Consider the following 20,139-nt stretch of genomic DNA (forward strand, 5'->3'; position numbering starts at 1 on the left):
CAGCGAAGCCATTGCAGCCGCGCAACTGGCCGGCGAGCAATTTCGGCGCGGCTGCAATGGCTTCGCTGAGACCAATCTCGTGGCTGATCAGCGGCAGTAAAGCGAAGTCCAGATCCGTGGCCAGACGGTTCCAGGCCATTACGCGTTTGGCTTTGGGCTGGGTCACGCTGTTGATGCCGGCGAGGGTCACTCCGCGCAGAATGAACGGCGCGACCGAGGCCGGAAAATCCATGCCCTGGGCCAATCCGCACGCGGCGACCGTGCCGTTGGCTTTGGTACTGGCGCAGGCGTTGGCCAGCGTGTGGCTGCCGACCGAATCGATGACCGCTGCCCAGCGTTCCTTGGCCAGCGGCTTGCCCGGCTCGGATAAGGTCGCGCGGTCGATGATTTCGCTGGCGCCGAGCTGTTTGAGGTAATCGTGCTCCGAAGTGCGACCGGTCGAGGCCACGACGGTGTAGCCAAGCTTGCTCAACAACGCGATGGCGAAACTGCCTACACCGCCATTCGCGCCGGTCACCAGCACTTCACCCTGCTGCGGGGTGACGCCATTGCGCTCCAGCGCCAGAATGCTCAGCATCGCCGTGTAACCGGCGGTGCCGATTGCCATGGCTTGCGCCGGCGTGAAGGCCTTTGGCAGCGCGATCAACCAGTCGCCGTTGAGCCGCGCTTTCTGCGCCAATCCGCCCCAATGCCCTTCGCCCACGCCCCAACCGTTAAGCAGGACAAGGTCGCCGACCTTGTAGTCCGGATGCTCGCTGGCTTCGACGCTGCCTGCCAGATCAATCCCCGGCACCATGGGGAATTTTCGCACCACCGGACTGCTGCCGGTGATCGCCAGACCGTCCTTGAAATTCAACGTGCTGTACGCCACGCGCACGGTCACATTGCCCTCGGGCAGTTGCTCTTCATTGATTTCCTGCAGTGTGGCTCGATAACCGCTGTCGTCTTTGTCGATCAAAATACCGTTGAACATCGCTGCCTCCCGAGGGGTTTGCTGAGGTTGGAGTGCCCATCAAATAACACAAAGCAACACATTGCCCTACCCGACTTTCCGCCAATCGCCAAATCCGCCGGGCGTTTCCATGATCGCCGACTATGCTTTTTTTTCGGCCGGCAAATCCGTGAAAAGCCTTGCTGTCGATGGAGCTGGCACTGCCTAGCCTGCGCGCATTCAACTGGTCAAGGCTTCATAAAAACAGACGCCACCGTTCAGAAAAACCAACTGGCGTGAGACTGGCGATAGCTGTTACAAAACCGACATTAACCTCCCTGCCCTGACCGTCGGAGAAGCAAGCACATGAGCCAGTGGCCAGATACGCGCATTCTTGACCTGCTCGGGATCGAGCTGCCGATTATCCAGGCGCCTATGGCCGGCGCGACCGATTCCGCGATGGTCATTGCCGCGAGCAACGCTGGCGGCCTGGGCTCGATGCCTGCGGCGATGCTCAGCGTCGAGCAATTGCGCGAAGAGCTGAAAACCATCCGCCAGCAGAGCCAGCGCCCGTTCAACGTCAACTTCTTCTGTCATCAACCGCCGGCGCCGGACGAGCAAAAGGCTGACGCATGGAAAAATCTGCTGGAGCCCTACTACCGCGAATTGGGCGCCGATTTCGATGCGCCGACGCCGGTGTCCAATCGCGCGCCGTTCGATGAGACGGCGTGCGCCGTGATCGAAGAGTTTCGCCCCGAAGTCGTCAGTTTCCACTTTGGTCTGCCGCAGCAGGCGCTGCTGGAACGGGTCAAAGCCACCGGCGCGAAGATTCTGTCCTCGGCCACCACTGTCGAAGAGGCGGTGTGGCTGGAGCAGCACGGCTGCGACGCGATTATCGCCATGGGTTACGAGGCCGGTGGCCATCGCGGGATGTTTCTCAGCGATGACTTGAGCAGCCAAGTCGGTACGTTCGCGCTGTTGCCGCAGGTGGTCGACGCGGTGAAGGTGCCGGTGATCGCTGCTGGCGGGATCGGCGACGTGCGCGGGATTGTTGCCGCGTTTCACCTCGGCGCCTCGGCAGTGCAATTGGGCACGGCGTACCTGTTTACCCCAGAAGCCAAGGTCAGCGCGGCGCACCATAAAGCGTTGCGCACGGCCAAGGAAAGCGAAACAGCGGTGACCAATCTCTTCACCGGGCGCCCGGCACGGGGGATTCTCAACCGGGTGATGCGCGAGATCGGGCCGATGAGCGACAAGGCGCCTGCGTTCCCATTGGCCGGTGGCGCGCTGTTACCGCTGCGGGCGAAGGATCCGGCGGACTTCGCCAACCTTTGGGCTGGTCAGGCGTTTACGCTAGGTATCGAACTGACCACGGCAGAACTGACCCGGCGCTTCGCCGAAGAAGCATTGGCCAAACTGACCCACCACTAACCTCCTCACCCAACGAATCACCTGTAGGAGTGAGCCTGCTCGCGATAGCGGACGTCCAAACAGCCAAGATGTCGAATGTCCCACCGCCATCGCGAGCGAGCTCAGCTCCCACAAAGCTCAGCTCCCACCAAGTTCAGCACCCACCAAGTTCAGCACCTACATTGAGCACAAGTTAAAACCGGCAAGTTCCGTTCACAGGCATTTCGCTATATATTCCGCTATATAGCGTTCACCCCAATAACAACGGAGCCGCTTCATGACCATTCGTGCCTCACGTTTTGCCCCCGCTTACCTCGCCAGCCTGCTCGCAATATTCGCGTGCGGCTCGGCCCAGGCCGATGAAGTCCAGGTCGCAGTAGCCGCCAACTTCACCGCGCCGATTCAAGCGATCGCCGCCGATTTCGAAAAAGACACCGGGCACAAACTGGTCGCAGCCTATGGCGCAACCGGGCAGTTCTACACCCAGATCAAAAACGGCGCGCCGTTCGAAGTGTTCCTCTCGGCCGACGACAGCACCCCGCAAAAACTCGAAAACGAAGGCGAAATCGTCAAAGGCTCGCGCTTCACCTACGCCATCGGCACCCTGGCGCTGTGGTCGGCCAAAGAAGGCTATGTCGATGCCAACGGCGAAGTGCTGAAAAACAACGCGTACCAGCACCTGTCCATCGCCAATCCGAAAGCCGCGCCGTATGGCCTGGCCGCGACCCAGGTGTTGGCCAAGCAAGGCCTGACCGACAAGGTCAAAAGTAAAATCGTCGAAGGCCAGAACATCACCCAGGCTTATCAATTTGTTTCCACCGGCAACGCTGAACTGGGTTTTGTAGCCTTGTCGCAGGTCTACAAAGACGGCAAAGTCACCAGCGGCTCAGCCTGGATCGTTCCGGCGGAACTGCACGACCCAATCAAACAAGACGCGGTGATCCTCAACAAAGGCAAGGACAACCCGGCCGCCAAGGCACTGGTTGACTACCTCAAGGGACCAAAAGCTGCGGCTGTCATCAAGTCCTACGGTTATCAACTCTAAATGACGCTGACGAGTGCCGATTTTTCCGCCATCTGGCTGACCCTGAAACTGGCGTCCCTGACGACCGTGATCCTCCTGGTCATCGGCACTCCGATTGCGTTGTGGCTGTCGCGCACCCGCTCGTGGTGGCGCGGCCCGGTCGGGGCCATCGTCGCCCTGCCGCTGGTATTGCCGCCGACAGTGATTGGCTTCTATTTATTGCTGGCGCTCGGGCCTCACGGTTTCATCGGCCAGTTCACCCAAGCGCTGGGGCTCGGCACGCTGACTTTCAGTTTTGCCGGGCTGGTAATCGGCTCGGTGCTGTATTCGATGCCGTTTGTGGTGCAGCCGCTGCAAAACGCTTTTGCCGCCATCGGCACTCGCCCATTGGAAGTCGCCGCAACGCTGCGCGCCAATCCGTGGGACACGTTTTTCAGCGTGATCCTGCCATTGGCTCGCCCCGGTTTCATCACCGCAGCGATCCTCGGGTTTGCCCACACGGTCGGCGAATTCGGCGTGGTGCTGATGATCGGCGGCAACATCCCGGACAAGACCCGCGTAGTTTCGGTGCAGATTTACGATCACGTCGAAGCCATGGAATACGCCCAGGCGCATTGGCTGGCCGGGGCCATGCTGCTGTTCTCATTCCTTGTGTTGCTGGCGCTGTATTCCAGCCGTAAAACCAAAACGGCCTGGAGCTGATTGATGATTCTCACGCGCCTGAAACTCAGCTATTCCGGTTTCTCCCTCGACGTCGACCTGCAATTGCCCGGTCGCGGCGTCAGTGCACTGTATGGCCATTCTGGCTCGGGCAAGACTACGTGCCTGCGCTGCATCGCCGGCCTGGAGCGCGCCGAAGATGGCTTTATTCAGGTCAACGATGAAGTCTGGCAGGACAGCAGCCAGAATATTTTCGTGCCGCCGCATAAACGTGCGATTGGCTACGTGTTTCAGGAGGCCAGCCTGTTCCCGCATCTATCGGTGCTGGCCAACCTCGAATTCGGCCTCAAGCGCATCGCCAAATCGCAGCGCCGCGTCGACATGGCCCACGCCACCGAACTGCTCGGCATCGCGCATCTGCTCGACCGTCATCCGCAGAATCTGTCCGGCGGCGAACGCCAGCGCGTCGGCATCGCCCGTGCCCTGCTGACCAGCCCGAAATTGCTGCTGATGGACGAACCGCTCGCCGCCCTCGACAGTCAGCGTAAAAACGAAATCCTGCCGTACCTGCAACGTCTGCACGACGAACTGGACATACCAGTGCTGTACGTCAGCCACTCGCAGGATGAAGTGGCGCGGCTGGCCGATCACCTCGTGCTGCTGAGCGACGGCAAAGCCCTGGCCAGCGGACCGATTGGCGAAACCCTCGCACGGCTCGACTTGCCGCTGGCCTTGGGCGACGACGCGGGCGTGGTGATTGAGGGGCATGTCAGCGCTTATGACGTCGACTATCAATTGCTGACCCTGCAACTGCCGAATACCGAGCTGAGCATCCGCGTCGCGCATTCGCCGATGGCCGACGGTCAGGCGCTGCGCTGCAAGGTTCAGGCGCGCGATGTCAGCCTCAGCCAGCACGGTGTCGAGCAAAGCAGCATTCTCAATCGCCTGCCGGTGACGGTGGTCAGCGAGCAACCTGCCGATAACGCGGCGCACGTGTTGATTCGCCTGGACGCCGGCGGTTCGCCACTGTTGGCGCGCATTACGCGGTATTCACGGGATCAGTTGTGCATCCACCCCGGGCAACAACTCTGGGCGCAAATCAAGGCTGTCGCCGTCCTCGCGTAAATCCGTCGGCACCAACCGCAATCGCTCGCGGTCAATCCTGTACACGCCTTCTTTTTGTTGCCCAGGACTACTGCCATGCCCGATACCGCGCTGACCGATGTGTTGCCACCCGACCTGCATTATGTCGATGACACCCAGCCCGGTATCACTCGCAAGATATTGCGCGGCAAGTTCTGCTATTTCGATCCGTCGGGCCAGCGCATCAAAGATCCCGACGAAATCAAACGCATCAACGCCCTCGCCGTACCGCCCGCGTACACCAATGTGTGGATCAGCGCCGACCCGCGCGGCCATCTGCAAGCCACCGGGCGCGACGCGCGGGGCCGCAAGCAATACCGTTATCACGCGCGTTGGCGCGAGGTGCGCGATGCCGACAAATACTCGCGCCTGCGCGATTTCGGCATGGCCCTGCCGAAGCTGCGCAAACAACTGGAAGCCCTGCTGGAGGCGCCCGGTTTCAGCCGCGACAAAGTCATGGCCACGGTGATTACCTTGCTCGACGCGACGTTGATCCGGGTCGGCAACACGCAATATGCCCGCGATAACCGCTCGTATGGATTGACCACACTGCGCAACCAGCATGTCGAGGTCAACGGCAGCGCGATCCTGTTCCAGTTTCGCGGCAAGAGCGGCGTCGAACATCAGATCACTGTGAAAGACCGGCGCCTGGCGCGGATCATCAAGCGTTGCCTGGAAATCCCCGGGCAAAACCTGTTTCAGTACCTCGACGAAAACGGCGAGCGCCACTCGATCACTTCTTCCGACGTCAACGCTTACTTGCAAACCCTCACCGGCGCCGATTTCACCGCTAAGGATTACCGCACCTGGGCGGGCAGCGCGTTGGCGTTGTCGGTGCTGCGCGAGTTGCATTGGGAGCCGGAATCCGATGCCAAGCGGCATGTGGTGGAGATGGTCAAGAACGTCGCCAAACAGTTGGGCAACACCCCGGCCGTATGCCGCAAATGCTACATCCACCCGGCGGTGGTCGACGGCTTCCTGCTGGGCTCGCTGGCCGAATTGCCGCGTTCGCGAGTGCGCAAAGGGCTGCGAGCAGAGGAAGTCGGGCTGGCGATTTTCCTTGAGAAAATGGTCGAAGCTGCGGAAAAAGCTTCATAACCGCACTGTTCGAGGACTTGCTCGAATGCCAGTCCTCGTCTAGCCTGACGACCTTTCCTTCTCGCAGGACGACCGCCAACGTGAACAACTAAGCCTTCCAAAATGTTCCCGCGACAAGCCGCTACGGCGCTTGTTGGTTTTTCGACATTTTCCGGAGGTGCCGATGACTCACGTCACGCGTCTGCCTGCTCTCGTCTCCCTGAACCAACTGGGTTTCCAGTTTGCCAACGGCGAGACACTTTTCGATTCACTGAACCTCAGCTTCGACCGCGCCCCCAGCGCTATCGTCGGGCGCAATGGCGTCGGCAAAAGCGTGCTTGGACGCTTGATTGCCGGGCAACTCACACCCACCGCCGGCAGCCTGACTCGCCAGGCCCGCGTCGCTTATGTCGCGCAAACGTTTCCAATCATTGAAGGGCAAACCGTCGCCGAATCCACCGGTTGCGCCCCAGCGCTGCAAGCCCTCGCGCGCGTGAATCTCGGGCACGCCTCCAGTGAGGATTTCGACACCCTGGCCGAGCGTTGGGATTTGCCTGAGCGGCTGCGGCAGTTGCTGGACGAGGCTGGTCTTGCGGACATTGCTTTTGAGCAACTGACGCAACAGTTGAGCGGCGGCCAGCAAGCCCGCATCGCACTGATCGGCGCGATGCTTGGGCAGGCGCAACTTCTGGTACTGGATGAGCCGACCAACCACCTCGACGCAGCGGGACGACATTGGCTGATGCGCAGGCTCGACATGTGGCGCGGCGGTTTGATCGTGATCAGCCATGACCGGCAACTGTTGAACCGCATGCAACGGATTGTCGAGATAACGCCGCATGGGGCGAGTGTGTTCAGCGGCGATTACTCGGCGTTTCAGCAGCAACGCACTGTCGAAAACGCTGCCGTGCAACGTGTCCTTGATCAGGCTCGCAGCCAACGCACCCGCGAGCGCAGCCGTTTGCAGCGTGAGCACGACACGGTGCAGCGCCGCGCCGCGTCCACGCGCAAAAAGGCTGATATCGCCAATGTCTCGGGGTTTGAACGAGCGCGGATAAAAAGCGCAGCGGCGGACGCCATGGGGCCGGTGCGCCAAGCGCATCAATCGCGCAAAAACGCGCTTGATCAGCAGGTGCGACAGGCACACGCCAAGGTGTTGCCGGATGAATGCGTAGTGGTCAACCTGCCAGGCGCCGAGGTACCGGCGACGCGTCAGGTGCTGACGCTGATCAACGCGCAATTACCCTGGCTCGCCGCTGACCAACCCGCCACGTATGTGACTCTGAATATTTGTGGCCCGCTGCGCATTGCGGTCAGCGGTCCGAATGGCTGCGGCAAATCGACCTTTTTGCGAATGCTCGCTGGTCAATTCCCGCCGATCAGCGGTGAATGCATTACGCATGTGCCGAGTGCGTTTCTCGATCAGCAATTGGCGTTGCTGGACGATCGGCGTGCAGTGGTCGAGCAGTTGGGCTTGCTGGACACGCCGCTGGCGGAAGGCCTGCTGCGAAGTTATCTGGCGAATCTGCAACTAGACGCCAGTCGAGTCACCCGGCCCAGCGGTTCATTGAGTGGTGGTGAACGGCTGAAAGCGGCGCTCGCTATCGCCTTATGGCGCAAGGTGCCGGCGCAATTATTGTTGCTGGACGAACCGACCAATCATCTGGACCTGCAATCCATCGAGGCATTCGAGCACGCCTTGCGCAGCTTCCCCGGCGCGATCATCGCGGTGTCTCACGATCCGGCGTTTCTCGCGGCGCTGGACCCGAGCCATACGCTGCAATGGCAGGCGTCTGGCTGGCAATTGCAGCCGGTCACGCGCAACCAACCGACGAACTGACCTGTGTATTTTTTGCACGATAGCCAAGGGGTTCTATAGTTGATGTGAACACGAATCAGCCACGGTGGTGCCATGGAAGACATTTTCGTCGTGAAGCGCTGCAACAAGATCATCATCCATGGCCGCCGCGCTGGAGAAGTCAGCCACTCGCCGCCCGAAGCGGCGGTCTGGTTCCGCATCGCTGACACCCGCACCCGCGGCTTTATCGGCGACGGTTTTGATCTGGAAGAAGACGCGCGACGTGAATGCCGGCAGCTTAATGCCAAGTCGCAAGTCACGGCCCGACAAGGCTAAAGCGCCGGTCTACACTTATTAGTTAAGCTGAAGGACCAGCGACGCCACCGGCAGAGCTCGCACCCGCGGGCCTTTTGTTGCATTGCCAGGTTTTCTCTCAACGGAGGTGTGTCATGTCCGAAAAAGAGTCCATCACCACCCTGCTCACCCTGCTTGACTCCCGTCAGGCGCGTCTCGCTGCAGCCTGCAAAGAAATTGCCGACTGGGTTGATCACCAGGGCGGGCACCCGACGGCGCTGAAAATCCGTGATCGGCTGAATGACATCGAAAAGGACACGCCGCTGATTCGCAGCACGCTATCTTCGTTGCGTCCGGTCGAGCGACCACTGCCACGGTTCAGATAACTTGCCCGCCGCACATTGCTCGACGGGCAGTATTCAGTTGGCCGGCGGCACCTCAAGCGGCTCGTCGCCGTCGCGACTATTGATAAACGCGTTCCAGCGCACGTAAGCGTCGTGTTGGCGTTTGACTGCGTCCTCCCAAAGCGGGCCGGACACTGAGCGGGATGAAATCAATTGCATCATTTCTGATGTTGCAGCATCCAGATTCATCAAAAGCTCGTGTGACTTGATCCGGAAATCATCGACTGATGTCATTTATATCAACCCCATCTGACTTGCTCGCCGACGGCGAAGCAATTGCGTGTGAGGGAATTGAGTCAGGAACATTTGAATGATTCCTGTTAGCCGATAACCGGTAGCGCGCCAGGTGAATCGCTTGAGCGCTCGCGACCGGGACTTTTCTTGCACATCCCTTTCACATTGCGTTCACAACCCAAGCTCTACTGTGGACCCACTCCTTTTGATAAATCCCCTTGGCCCGCCCGCATGCGGGCCTTTTTTTGTCTGGATTTTGAGCGGCTAACTGAAACGCCCGGAATCACCACTGCCAGAAACGCTTGGGCGGCTTCATGAATGAACACATGAGGCCAAGCGCTGCTCGTCCAGTTACGTCCTGTTCCATTGGGTCTTGAGCCAAGCGAATTTCTTTTTGATACTCCGGCGATTTTTCGGCGAGCAGTGCTTCCTCTCCCACCTCGGCGGGTAACTGCATGTCAGGGTCATCGATGGCGTTCTGAATTGTGAATTCGATGCCTGGATAGACGTGAGTGCATGCTCTCTGCGCTGCGACGAGTGTCACTGCCATCTCGCGTTCGGTCATTTCCTCTGCCGAGGAAAACGGGACAACGCTTAAACCGATAACCGCGACGCCGAATCCAAAAACAGTCATTTTCATCATTGAAATCAAAACTCAAGCTCCTTGCTAGTGATAAATGGCGAACCCGGAAACGACAAAGGCCTGCATGAGAAACCTCATGCAGGCCTTTGATAAATATGGTGCCCGAAGCCGGAATCGAACCGGCACGCCCTTACGAGCGGGGGATTTTAAGTCCCATGCGTCTACCAATTTCGCCATTCGGGCGGTAGCGCGGTGAAGCGGTCTGAGCGTCGCGACAGCTGTTTGGCTTGGCGACAGTTCTGACGCTGGTGCAGCGGAGGTGGAAATATATACATCCCTCCCCCGTGAAGCAAGTTCGCATATGCACTTTTCAAGACTAAATGCCTCAATGCGGCGCACAGGAAAAAGCTTGATAGATCAAAGGACTACGAAATACGCCAAGGAACAGGTCGAGGTTGCCGCAGCTACGGAGTGAAAAGTTTGAATCCGCGCAACCAACCCCGCGCTCACTCCAGATAAAACGCGCAGCCAGCGGCTTCTTTACTGTTGCATTCAAGCATTGTCGGTAAAGCACCGTCGGCAGATTTGCTCCACTGCGAGGCCAGTTCGATCCACATCCCTTGTTGGTAGTTTTTACCCAAGTCCAGGCGCATCGCCAAAAATTGCCCTCCCGACAATTCATACATGCAGCTACTCAGAATCCCGAGGCCGTTGTATTCATCCTTAGTCAGCACGAACAAGCCTTTGTGGAAGTCCTTGACCCGATCATTTTGCCCATCAGCCACGGCTCCGATCCATTCAACGCCATCCGTACTCGCGGGCGCGGTAAAGATCCCTGCATTATTGTGAATATCCTGCGGCAGCGGGCATGATTCCTCGCTGTCCGGCCAGACCGATGTTCGAAAATATTGACTCTGCGCAGTCGCGGAGATCGAAAGAAGCAGCAATGACAAGCAAACAAGCCTCACAAAAATAAGTCTGAACACAACCGCCCTCCGGTCAGAAATGGGGAAGGAGGCTTAGATAGCATTCGCCAGATTATTTATATGTAGGACTTATCCGATATTGAGTAAGAATTCCTGTTGACCGTGATCGGAAGGATCCTTGAGCACTGTCCGAAAACGTCACGTTGCCGGTAGTTTCCAACGCACATAAAAAAAGCCCCGTAGATCATTGATCTACAGGGCTTTTAAAAGTGGAGGCCGAGGTCGGAATCGAACCGGCGTAGGCGGATTTGCAATCCGCTGCATAACCATTTTGCTACTCGGCCTCAAACATCGGATGTCAGTAGCACGACACCAGACGCATACAAACGTTGAGTTTCGAGAGACAATTCAATCACTCTCTCTAACTCTTTGAAAACATTGAGCTTTTTCAGCGGTCAGTGCTTTCGATGGCGTGAATTATGTACTGAATTGCCGAGGGTGGCAACCCCTTGATTTCAAAAAAAATTCTCCAGGGTTGAAGACAGCGCGGCTGGAAGGTTTTCATCCTGGCTTCACGCAGGCACCATCACTGCGGCCGTTCGCGCCCATTGATCAACGGAGACTCGCCATGCCCGCCACTGTTGTTTACCGCCCGATGACCGATGCCGATCTGCCGGCCGCCCTCGCTCTGTCCGAGCAATTGAAGTGGCCACATCGGCTGGACGACTGGGCGATGCTGCTGCGGCTCAGCCTCGGTTTTGTTGCGCTGGATGGCGAACGTCTGATCGGTACGGCATTCACCTGCCCTCAAGGTGATTACGCAACGATTGGCCTGGTGATTGTCAGCAGCGATTACCAGGGCAAGGGCATTGGTCGCGCGTTGATGGAGCTGGCGCTGGATGCTTGTCAGACGCGAACGCCAATTCTCAACGCCACCCGCGCCGGTGCGCTGCTGTATGTCAGTCAGGGTTTTGTCGAATTCGGGCAGATTGCGCAGCATCAGGGCTTGGCGCACGCCCCTGCCCTGCATCCATTGGCTGACACGCAAACTTGCCGCCCGTTGGAGGGTGCCGATCAGCCGCGCGTGCTGGAGCTGGCGAATGCCGCGACCGGAATGGACCGTGGCGCTGTGCTTGATGTTCTGTTTGACGCCGTCGACTATTCGCTCGGCATCGAAAGTGAAGGCCAGTTGCGCGCCTTTGCCCTGTTGCGTGTTTGCGGACGGGGTTTGAGTATTGGCCCGGTGGTTGCGGAGAATCTCGATCAGGCCCGTCATTTGATCGGGGTTTTGCTCGCGCAGGTGCCGGGCGAGTTCGTGCGCATCGATATCCCGGCCGATGGCGGGTTGGGTGATTGGCTGGAAACCGTCGGCTTGATGGCAGTTGATAGCGTTACGCAAATGGCTCGCGGCGGCCCACCGCAAGTAACCGGTGATGTGCGTCAGTTTGCGCTGGTGAGCCAGGCGATTGGTTGAACACATTAGCCCTTTGAAGTGGGTCTGCTGCGCAGTCCAACGCGAGCAAGCTCGCTCGCCACAGGCATTTTGTTTGATTGGGCAGTCCTATAAACCTACAGCCGCGCTTCCCCGCAGTCGCTGCCGATATTCGCTCGGGGTTTCGTGCATTTCGTGGCGGAAGTGCCGGTTGAAATTCGACAGATTCGCGTAGCCCACTTCAAAACAGATATTCGACACGCTGAGGCCGCTCTGTGCGAGCAATCGACAGGCGCGCTGCACGCGCAGTTTGCGGGTCAGGTCGACGAAAGTGTGGCCGGTCGAGCGTTTGAAGAATTTCGAGAACGCCGGTTCGCTCATCTGCAGGCGCTGGGCGATCACCGACAGGCGCAGTTCATCGCCAAGGTCGTTGAGGATGTAGTCGAACACGATGCTCATGCGCTCGGCAGTCAGGGCATCGAGCATCGGCGCGTAGTGCAGGCTGGCAAGAGTCTTGCGTTCGCGTTCGGGCGCTGCGGCCAGCAGTTGCAGCAGCGCAAGGAACAGGCATAACCGCTCAAACCCCTGGCTCTGGCCAATCTGCTCAAGCAACTGCGCGGCTTTCTCACGCGTGGCCCCGCTGAACTCAACGCCTCGCGCCGCTTGGCGAAACAGACTCTGCAGCTCGCTGAGTTCAGGCACCAGATTGCGCAGTTGCATCAACGCCTGACCATCGAACTGCAACACCACGTCGCGTCCGGCAATCAACTCGCCTTTGCCCAGGTCGCTGATCCAGTCGTGGGGCAATCCCGGCCCGATCAGCGCGACGTGCCCCGCCTCGAACAGACCAATGTAATCGCCCGCGAGCAAGCGGCCGCTGCCCTCGCGGATCAGGTGAATTTCGAATTCGGGATGATGATTCCAGCGCGCCAGATCAAATGGATAGTCGTGCTGATACCAGCGAAAGCTGTGCTGCGGCTCGTTGAGGATCACTTCGAGCGCCGCTGGTTTTTCCGCCATGGTGGTCGAGCTCATCACGATCACGCCTTTGTTATTTTTTTAGTACTGCAAGAATCCCACTGCAATGCAGGCCTTGGCTAGCTCGACGTTTGGCGGCGACTGATACTTTTTTTCCTTCGGCCCGCGCGGTTAAAAAAGTACCAGTCAGGTGTAGGCCGATGATTTGTGAGGCGTTGGTCGAGCTGCTGTAATCGGCTTGCCATTGCGGCTGACAACAATAAATTCCTGCTGCCGACGCTGCAGAGCGGAGAACACCATGAAACGTTTGCAAGGTAAAAGTACGCTGATCACCGGTTCGGCGCGCGGCATTGGTCGCGCCTTCGCCCAAGCCTATATCGACGAAGGCGCGACCGTGGCCATCGCTGATATCAACCTCGAACGTGCGCAAATCACCGCTGGCGAGCTGGGCCCGAATGCCTACGCCGTGGCAATGGACGTCACTGACCAGACCTCTATCGACGCCGCCATCGCCACGGTGGTCGGCAAGGTCGGCAAGCTCGACATCCTGATCAACAACGCCGCGCTGTTTGACCTCGCGCCCATCACCGAGATCACCCGCGACAGCTTCGACCGGCTGTTCTCGATCAACGTCGCCGGCACGCTGTTTACCCTGCAGGCTGCCGCGCGGCAAATGATCGCCCAGGGGCATGGCGGCAAAATCATCAACATGGCCAGTCAGGCCGGGCGGCGCGGCGAAGCGTTGGTGGCGGTGTATTGCGCGAGCAAAGCAGCGGTGATCAGCCTGACCCAATCGGCCGGGCTGAACCTGATCAAGCACCGGATCAACGTCAACGCGATTGCTCCGGGCGTGGTCGATGGCGAGCATTGGGACGGCGTCGACGCGTTGTTTGCCAAGTACGAAAACCGCCCGCTCGGCGAGAAGAAAAAACTCGTCGGCGACGAAGTGCCGCTGGGGCGCATGGCGACGGCGCAAGACTTGGTCGGGATGGCGATTTTCCTCGCTTCGGCGGAAAGCGATTACATCGTCGCGCAGACCTATAACGTCGATGGCGGCAACTGGATGAGCTGATCGAGTACCCGCGCAGCCGGTTCGGCTGGTATTGTGCAGCGCTGTGAAAATACGCCGCATGACTGTGAGGGAATTGACGTTGAGTAATGATGAAAAGTTGACTGGCGACCTGTTCGAAGTCGATAAGCGCCTGGGCCTCAAACCCGTGGTCGACTTCAACAACTATCTGCGGATGGCCTTCGGTGACGGCCAATGCACGTGCATCCGTTGCGTCGAAACCGCCGGTGACCAGACTGATTACGAGTATCAGCACACCTTCAACCTCGACGGCCAGGTGCTCAACCGCCGCTTCGCTTCCACCGCCGGCAGCGACGTTTTAATGGTGTTGAAGAAGGCCTGGCTGTCGTATTCCAAAGCGGAGCTGGAGGTTTACGGCAATCTGGCGCTCGACACGGTCAAGGAATTCGTCGAGCCACAGCTGCACAAACGCTTGCAACCGTTGTTCCTCGCCAGCGGTCTGGTCAAGGACGTCGACGGTAACCTGCAATTGCAACAACAACTGGCGGCCTGACCCAGCACCGGGAGACACCTCAATGCCCCCGATGCTGCCAGTTGCGAGTCCCTGAACGGATTACTTGGGCTGGGCCACGGTGCGCAGATAAGGTTTCACCGTGGTGAAACCTTCGGGGTATTTCTTGCGTGCGTCTTCATCGGAAACCGAAGTCGGGATGATCACGTCGTCGCCCGGACGCCAGTTCACCGGGGTCGCCACCGTGTGTTTGGCGTTCAGTTGCAGCGCGTCGAGCAGACGCAATACTTCGTCAAAATTGCGCCCGGCGCTCATCGGGTAGATGAGCATTGCCTTGACCTTCTTGTCCGGGCCGATGATGAACACCGAGCGCACCGTCGCGTTGTCCACGGCGGTGCGCGTGCCGCCGCTGGCGTTCGGGTGGATCATGTCGTAGAGCTTGGCGACCACCAGATTCTCGTCACCGATCATCGGGTAATTGACCGCGTGGCCCTGAGTCTCTTCGATGTCCTTGGCCCAACTGGCGTGGTTGCTGACCGGGTCGACGCTGAGCCCGACGACCTTGGTGTTGCGCTTGTCGAACTCCGGTTTGAGCCCGGCCATATAGCCCAGTTCAGTGGTGCAGACCGGGGTGAAGTCCTTCGGATGGGAAAACAGAATCGCCCATTTATCGCCGATCCATTGGTGGAAATTCAGTGTGCCTTCAGTGCTTTCAACGGTGAAGTCCGGTGCCTCGTCGCCAATACGGATTGCCATGATGATCTCCTTACGGTGAGGTCGTGGGGGAGCCCAACAGCCTTCGCCAACGGCGTTGAACCTTGTCAACGCGAGACAGTATAGGAGACGGTTTGCGACCTGCCGGTTACTCGCAACTTGCGGTAACAGGAACCCTCGGCAAGGCGCGTTTGTGTGCGGTTTTGCTGTAGGCATTTTCGATAATCTGCCGCGCCTGCGCCGATACCGTTTCGCCCATCAGGTAAGCGTCAATCTCCTCATAAGTGCAGCCATACGCCGCCTCATCGAGCTTGCCCGGCGCCAGTTCTTCGAGGTCGGCGGTCGGTGGTTTGCGCACTAAATGCGCCGGGGCTTGCAGGGCATCGGCGAGCAGGCGCACCTGGGTTTTGGTCAGGCCTGACAGCGGCGCCAGATCGCAGGCGCCATCGCCGAATTTGGTGAAGAACCCCATCAACGCTTCGGCGCCGTGGTCGGTGCCGACGACTAGCCCGCCGCTGAAATTGGCGATCGCATATTGCGCGAGCATCCGCGCCCGCGCCTTGACGTTACCCTTGGCGAAATCCAGCAATTGGGCCGAAGGCTGCAAGCCGTCAATGGCGATGTTGGCCATCAAGCCATCGACGCACGCGGCGATATTGGCGGTGGTGATCAGGTCCGGGCCGATGAAGTCGAGTGACGCCTGGGCATCTTGCTCATCGGCCTGAGTTTTGTAGGGCAAACGCACGGCAATGAAACGTGCCTGATAGTGTTCGTCGCGCAGTTGCTCGACCGCCAATTGGCACAAGCGCCCGGCGGTCAGCGAATCGACGCCGCCGCTGATACCCAGGACCAAAGCCTTGCAACCGGACTCGCGCAACACCTGTTTGATGAAGTCGATGCGCCGGGCGATTTCTGCGCTTTCGCCACCCTTTTTCAGTTGACGGTCGATGCCCAGGTCCCGGGCAATACTGCCTTGCTGTTGTGTGGTCATCTCAGGCTCCCAGTTGCGGATTGATCAGCGTGACGTTGAACACTTGCGCCGCGTAGCGCAGGAACGAGGCGTCTTCGCAGACGTTTTTGATCGGGTCATCGGAGAACTTCACCACCGGTTCGCCGTGCACGCGCACCAGTTTCATGACGATGCTCAGCGGTTCGACGCCTTCGACGTCGCACGCCAGGCTGGTGCCCATGCCGAAGCCGAATTTGGCCTTGCCGCGCACGTGGCGCAGGATCGGCAAGCATTTTTCGAAGTTGAGACCGTCGGAGAACATCAGGTCCTTGGTCCGCGGGTCGATGCCCAGCTCTTTATAACGGCCCAGCACTTTGTCGGCCCAGACGATCGGGTCACCGGAATCCTGGCGCAGACCGTCGTAAAGCTTGGCGAAGTACAGGTCAAAATCCTTGAGGAAAAAGTCGGTGCTGATGCAGTCGGTCAGCGCGATCCCCAAGCGGCCACGGTACTCGTGCACCCAGTTTTCCAGCGCGGCGTTCTGGCTCTCGCGCAACCGCCCGAGTTGCTGGTGCACCATTAGCCACTGGTGGGCCATGGTGCCGATCAGTGGCAAGTCGAATTCGTATGCCAGGTGCGCGTTGCTGGTGCCGACGAACACACCAGGGAAGTCGCTGCGCATCACGTTCACCACTTCGCGCTGGGCGCGGAATGACAGGCGCCGCCGGGTCGAGAAGTCCGAAACGCGCAACTCGGCGAGCTCTTCGCGGCTGGCGTTTTTCTCCAGCCATTCAAACTTCTGATAGAGCTGGCGCGTGACGTCAGCCAGTTCGACTTCAGGGTATTTGTCGCGGTTGCGCAACTCGCTGACCATCGCCAATACCGGTTGCTCGAACATGATGCAGTGCAGCATCGGCCCGCGAACGCGGATGTTCAGTTGACCGTCGATTTCCGCGACGTGGATGTAACGCAGATTGAAGCGGAACAAACCGAGGAATTGTTCGAAGTCCGGTGTCAGGTATTCGCGGAAGCGTTTGTTGAACAGAAACCGCTGCTCGCCCTCGCGCAGTTGCAGGCCGGCGAGTTTCTCCAGTTCTTCGCGCAACTGCGGGATCAGGTGCCCGAGGCGTTCTTTCGAGCGAACGATGAACTGGTATTCCACCTCGACGTTCGGGTGCTGGTGCAGCACCGCTTGCATCATGGTGAAGGTGTAGTAATCGGTGTCCAGAAGGCTCTGGATCACGCCGTTGTCGCGGTCGAATGCACTGTCCATGTCATTTTCCTTATGCGTTTGCCAACGTGGCGGTTTCTTCGCGAGTCGCGGTAACCGCGATGCCCGCGTGTTGCATTTGCTCAATGGCTTGAGTGGCGCCCTCCTCGCTGATCGCCCGGCACGCCGGCAGGTGCACGATCACTTTGAAACCAGCGGCGGCGAGTTGCAGCGCGGTGGTCTTGACGCAGAAATCCAGGGCCAGACCACCAACGATGACTTGCTGCACTTGCTGGCTTTTCAGGTATTCGATGACGCCGGTGGAGAGCTTGCCGTGCAGGTCGTGGTAGCAGGCGCCATACGGATGAAGGTCCGGCTCGACACCCTTCCACACGAAGTAGTCGTAGTCATATGGGCTGGGCAATTCGTCGAGCAATTTGAAGCCTTCGGTGCCGGGGATGCAGTGGCTGACCCAAGTCACATCGGCGTGTTCGAGGCCGGTTGGCTGAAGCATCTGCGCGTGCTCGGCGACCACCCACGGTGCCTGCGGCGAATGGGCGTCCTTGCTGCCGACCCGCAGACTGGCGAGGGCGGCGATGAAGTTCAGTTCGCCGCCGATCTGATCGCCGCCAGCCACGGGCAGCTCATCCGGGCACAGCGGCGTAAAGCTTTTTTGTGCATCGACATCGAAGGAAGCGGTTTTCACGGTTGGGCTGGTCATGGCGTGCTCTCCTGTTCTTGGAGCCAAAGGTACATGTCGTGTACTTTCATGGCAAGCGAGTTTTTAAAAAAGATTTTCGAACAGCTTGTTCTACTTAAACGCTGCGACTTGGCTATTTGGCGTGAACGGATTTTGGTGCTAGGGTACACGTCATGTACCTAGAAAGGAAGATCAGCCATGTTCGAGTTAGCCCTGTACGGCGGCGCGTTCAACCCGCCACACGCCGGTCACGCCCAAGTGATGATCGAAGCCGCCGCACGGGCCAGGCGCGTGCTGGTCGCCCCAAGCTTTCGCCACCCCTATGGCAAACGTATGGCGGATTACCCGTTGCGGCTGAGCTGGCTGCAATCGATTGTCGAGCACGTCCGGCCGTTGTGCCGTGGCGATATTGCCGTCAGCCGCGTCGAACAGCAGATTGCACGCGAGATTGACGGGCCGATCTACAGCTACACCCTGCTCGCCCACCTCGCCGAGAGCCTGGCGCTGGACGGTAAAAAGATTGCCTTGGTGGTTGGCGAAGACATTGCGCAGTTGCTGCCGACCTTCTATCGCGGCCAGGAATTACTGGAGCGTTTTTCGATCATGTGCATCGAGGAAACCATTCATGTACGCAGCACCGCGATTCGCCAACGTCTGGCGTTGGGCGAGGCTTTGCCCAGTCAATGGATGGCGCCGGGGATGAACCCGGTAAACTACGACCTCTACGCCGCTCACGGAAACTCCCATGCCTGACCGCACCGCGCTGCCCACTGAAACTTTGCCCCGAGCCTACTTGCACACCATCGACCTGTGCGTGTTGCGCTACTGCCGTGACAGTCACGCCTTGCAAATCCTCCTCAATCGCCGCGAAGCCGAGCCGTTCGCCGGCCACTGGGCGTTGCCCGGCATCGTCGTCAACGGCGGCGTCGAAGACCTGACACTGGCCGACGCGGTCGAGCGGTTGCGCCAATCGAGCAAGGTCGGCATGCCGTTGGCGTGGATCGAACAGGTCGGCACGGTCGGCGATGCGTTTCGCGACCCACGCTGCTGGTCGTCATCGACGTTTTACCTGGCGATCGTCAGCGAGCCGGTGCAGCTCGCCGAGCATCAGCGCTTTTTCCCGTTGCAGGACGTCGCCGATGCCTCGACCAAATTGCCGTTCGATCACAACCACCTGGTCGCCGCCGTGCAGGATCGCCTGCTGTCGAAATCGCTTTACAGCAGCCTGCCGCTGATGTTCCTCGGCAACGAGTTCAGCGCGCCGGAAGCGGTGAATATTTTCTCGCTGGTGCTGGAGCGCCCGGTGCTCAAAACCAGCATTCGCCAACGCCTGTTGAAGATGACCGAGGCCGGCCATTTGCAGGAAACCGGGCGCAAGAAGAGCGGCGACGGCGGCCGCCCGCAAGCCACCGTCGAGAACCTGAAACCTGCGAGTCTTTATCTGTTTGACCGGTGTTTTCTCGAGTGACGATTGACCAGTACGCGGCGAGCGTTTGAACGGCAGCATTGCGCTCAGTCGCAGCGCATGCGACCCCTTGAAAACCCCACAAATCAGCCCGATTTTCCTTCCGCAAATCAAAAGGTAACGTCGGCCGTCAATTGCTTTGAATTTTTTTCTGACGCGACCACTCCTTTATCTATGAGCAAAAGGAGGGGGACTCATGAACACCGGTCTTTACGTCATTGAGTACAAACTGCACGGCAAAACCAAGTCGTTCATTATCCGCGCCAAGGTAATGAACAATGGGGATGCCTGGCACTGGGCAAGTTGTGATGCCGGCATCGCGCCGATACCCAAACCCGGTCGACCGCCGCTCAAGGTTGTGTCCAAACCCCAGGCTGAAAAGTACGGGGTGACCGAGGTCAAGTGGCGTGAATCGGCAACGTTGACCTGGTCGGAGGTGACGACATCGTAAGCACTGACGGACACCTCGCCTGACCACCACCGCCCCCGTAGGAGCGAGGCTTGCCCGCGAAAGCTCTTCAACAGTCAGCAATGATGTTGAACGTGCAGACGCCTTCGCGGGCAAGCCTCGCTCCTACAGGGGGTTTCATTTATGCAAAATAAACGGCGCCGGCAAATTTGCCGGCGCCGTTTTATTGCAGCTGCACGTTAGCGCGTGACAGGACG

The 20,139-nt window shown here is 59.1% G+C and carries 23 protein-coding genes and 2 tRNA genes; 14 read left to right on the forward strand and 11 right to left on the reverse strand.

What is annotated here, in order from left to right; translation table 11 throughout:
- Positions 1–973 (reverse strand): MDR family oxidoreductase (locus BI292_RS19005; RefSeq protein ID WP_101208777.1); only part of this gene is annotated, 973 nt, incomplete at its 3' end.
- A 324-nt stretch (positions 974–1,297) separates the two neighbouring features.
- Between BI292_RS19005 and BI292_RS19010 the strand changes: the two genes are divergently transcribed.
- From BI292_RS19010 to BI292_RS19045, 8 genes are all read left to right on the forward strand, one after another.
- On the forward strand, positions 1,298–2,362 hold the full coding sequence (locus BI292_RS19010) for a nitronate monooxygenase family protein (RefSeq protein WP_101208778.1): 1,065 nt from the start codon (positions 1,298–1,300) through the stop codon (positions 2,360–2,362).
- Between the two features lie 256 nt (positions 2,363–2,618).
- Positions 2,619–3,386: a molybdate ABC transporter substrate-binding protein gene (modA, locus tag BI292_RS19015; RefSeq protein ID WP_101208779.1), complete on the forward strand. Its 768-nt coding sequence runs from the start codon at positions 2,619–2,621 to the stop codon at positions 3,384–3,386.
- The gene (gene modB / locus BI292_RS19020; RefSeq protein WP_101208780.1) at positions 3,387–4,067 is read left to right on the forward strand and encodes a molybdate ABC transporter permease subunit; all 681 of its coding nucleotides are present in this window, start codon (positions 3,387–3,389) and stop codon (positions 4,065–4,067) included.
- A 3-nt stretch (positions 4,068–4,070) separates the two neighbouring features.
- Positions 4,071–5,150, forward strand: coding sequence for a molybdenum ABC transporter ATP-binding protein (modC, locus tag BI292_RS19025; RefSeq protein ID WP_101208781.1), 1,080 nt, complete (start codon positions 4,071–4,073; stop codon positions 5,148–5,150).
- Positions 5,151–5,225: 75 nt separating this feature from the next.
- Positions 5,226–6,266 carry a DNA topoisomerase IB gene (locus BI292_RS19030; protein ID WP_101208782.1) on the forward strand — a complete coding sequence of 347 codons (1,041 nt, stop codon included), beginning with the start codon at positions 5,226–5,228 and terminating at the stop codon, positions 6,264–6,266.
- A 163-nt stretch (positions 6,267–6,429) separates the two neighbouring features.
- Positions 6,430–8,085 (forward strand): ABC-F family ATP-binding cassette domain-containing protein, encoded by a 1,656-nt coding sequence (locus BI292_RS19035; RefSeq protein WP_101208783.1) that lies wholly within the window; start codon positions 6,430–6,432, stop codon positions 8,083–8,085.
- 72 nt (positions 8,086–8,157) lie between these two features.
- Positions 8,158–8,379, forward strand: a complete 222-nt coding sequence (locus BI292_RS19040) for a hypothetical protein (RefSeq protein WP_101208784.1) — start codon at positions 8,158–8,160, stop codon at positions 8,377–8,379.
- A 113-nt stretch (positions 8,380–8,492) separates the two neighbouring features.
- Positions 8,493–8,723, forward strand: a complete 231-nt coding sequence (locus BI292_RS19045) for a hypothetical protein (protein WP_092269087.1) — start codon at positions 8,493–8,495, stop codon at positions 8,721–8,723.
- A gap of 33 nt (positions 8,724–8,756) precedes the next feature.
- Here the strand turns inward: BI292_RS19045 and BI292_RS19050 are convergent, their stop codons facing one another.
- From BI292_RS19050 to BI292_RS19070, 5 genes are all read right to left on the reverse strand, one after another.
- Positions 8,757–8,975 (reverse strand): hypothetical protein, encoded by a 219-nt coding sequence (locus tag BI292_RS19050; RefSeq protein ID WP_092269090.1) that lies wholly within the window; start codon positions 8,973–8,975, stop codon positions 8,757–8,759.
- Between the two features lie 283 nt (positions 8,976–9,258).
- Entirely contained in the window at positions 9,259–9,627 is a 369-nt protein-coding gene (locus BI292_RS19055) for a hypothetical protein (RefSeq protein ID WP_157831279.1), read from the reverse strand.
- A gap of 87 nt (positions 9,628–9,714) precedes the next feature.
- A tRNA-Leu gene (locus tag BI292_RS19060) sits at positions 9,715–9,801 on the reverse strand.
- A 263-nt stretch (positions 9,802–10,064) separates the two neighbouring features.
- The gene (locus tag BI292_RS19065; RefSeq protein ID WP_157831280.1) at positions 10,065–10,544 is read right to left on the reverse strand and encodes a DUF3757 domain-containing protein; all 480 of its coding nucleotides are present in this window, start codon (positions 10,542–10,544) and stop codon (positions 10,065–10,067) included.
- Positions 10,545–10,754: 210 nt separating this feature from the next.
- Positions 10,755–10,828, reverse strand: a tRNA-Cys gene (locus BI292_RS19070).
- 284 nt (positions 10,829–11,112) lie between these two features.
- On the opposite strand from BI292_RS19070, the gene BI292_RS19075 reads away from it, so the two are divergent.
- The gene (locus BI292_RS19075; protein ID WP_101208787.1) at positions 11,113–11,958 is read left to right on the forward strand and encodes a GNAT family N-acetyltransferase; all 846 of its coding nucleotides are present in this window, start codon (positions 11,113–11,115) and stop codon (positions 11,956–11,958) included.
- Positions 11,959–12,045: 87 nt separating this feature from the next.
- Here the strand turns inward: BI292_RS19075 and BI292_RS19080 are convergent, their stop codons facing one another.
- Entirely contained in the window at positions 12,046–12,951 is a 906-nt protein-coding gene (locus tag BI292_RS19080) for an AraC family transcriptional regulator (protein WP_101208788.1), read from the reverse strand.
- A 241-nt stretch (positions 12,952–13,192) separates the two neighbouring features.
- Between BI292_RS19080 and BI292_RS19085 the strand changes: the two genes are divergently transcribed.
- Positions 13,193–13,966 carry an L-iditol 2-dehydrogenase gene (locus BI292_RS19085; RefSeq protein ID WP_101208789.1) on the forward strand — a complete coding sequence of 258 codons (774 nt, stop codon included), beginning with the start codon at positions 13,193–13,195 and terminating at the stop codon, positions 13,964–13,966.
- Between the two features lie 79 nt (positions 13,967–14,045).
- Positions 14,046–14,477 carry a hypothetical protein gene (locus BI292_RS19090; RefSeq protein WP_101208790.1) on the forward strand — a complete coding sequence of 144 codons (432 nt, stop codon included), beginning with the start codon at positions 14,046–14,048 and terminating at the stop codon, positions 14,475–14,477.
- A 60-nt stretch (positions 14,478–14,537) separates the two neighbouring features.
- On the opposite strand, the gene BI292_RS19095 is transcribed toward BI292_RS19090, so the two are convergent.
- The 4 genes from BI292_RS19095 to BI292_RS19110 form a co-directional block, all read right to left on the reverse strand.
- Positions 14,538–15,191: a peroxiredoxin gene (locus BI292_RS19095; protein ID WP_092269108.1), complete on the reverse strand. Its 654-nt coding sequence runs from the start codon at positions 15,189–15,191 to the stop codon at positions 14,538–14,540.
- 106 nt (positions 15,192–15,297) lie between these two features.
- Positions 15,298–16,140, reverse strand: a complete 843-nt coding sequence (gene nadE, locus BI292_RS19100) for an ammonia-dependent NAD(+) synthetase (RefSeq protein WP_101208791.1) — start codon at positions 16,138–16,140, stop codon at positions 15,298–15,300.
- Between the two features lies 1 nt (position 16,141).
- Positions 16,142–17,371: a nicotinate phosphoribosyltransferase gene (gene pncB, locus BI292_RS19105; protein ID WP_101208792.1), complete on the reverse strand. Its 1,230-nt coding sequence runs from the start codon at positions 17,369–17,371 to the stop codon at positions 16,142–16,144.
- 10 nt (positions 17,372–17,381) lie between these two features.
- Complete coding sequence (locus BI292_RS19110) at positions 17,382–18,029, reverse strand: nicotinamidase (RefSeq protein ID WP_101208793.1); 648 nt, start codon at positions 18,027–18,029, stop codon at positions 17,382–17,384.
- A gap of 177 nt (positions 18,030–18,206) precedes the next feature.
- Here BI292_RS19110 and BI292_RS19115 point away from each other — a divergent pair, with 177 nt between their 5' ends.
- From BI292_RS19115 to BI292_RS19125, 3 genes are all read left to right on the forward strand, one after another.
- Positions 18,207–18,761: an adenylyltransferase/cytidyltransferase family protein gene (locus BI292_RS19115; RefSeq protein ID WP_101208794.1), complete on the forward strand. Its 555-nt coding sequence runs from the start codon at positions 18,207–18,209 to the stop codon at positions 18,759–18,761.
- Positions 18,754–19,476 carry an NUDIX hydrolase gene (locus BI292_RS19120; protein ID WP_101208795.1) on the forward strand — a complete coding sequence of 241 codons (723 nt, stop codon included), beginning with the start codon at positions 18,754–18,756 and terminating at the stop codon, positions 19,474–19,476. The genes BI292_RS19115 and BI292_RS19120 overlap by 8 nt, the downstream gene beginning before the upstream one ends.
- A gap of 193 nt (positions 19,477–19,669) precedes the next feature.
- Positions 19,670–19,924 carry a DUF6555 family protein gene (locus BI292_RS19125; RefSeq protein ID WP_092269126.1) on the forward strand — a complete coding sequence of 85 codons (255 nt, stop codon included), beginning with the start codon at positions 19,670–19,672 and terminating at the stop codon, positions 19,922–19,924.
- Positions 19,925–20,139: the final 215 nt, after the last annotated feature.

The organism is Pseudomonas sp. 43NM1 (assembly GCF_002836905.1).
In the GTDB taxonomy this organism is placed as follows: Bacteria; Pseudomonadota; Gammaproteobacteria; order Pseudomonadales; family Pseudomonadaceae; genus Aquipseudomonas; species Aquipseudomonas prosekii.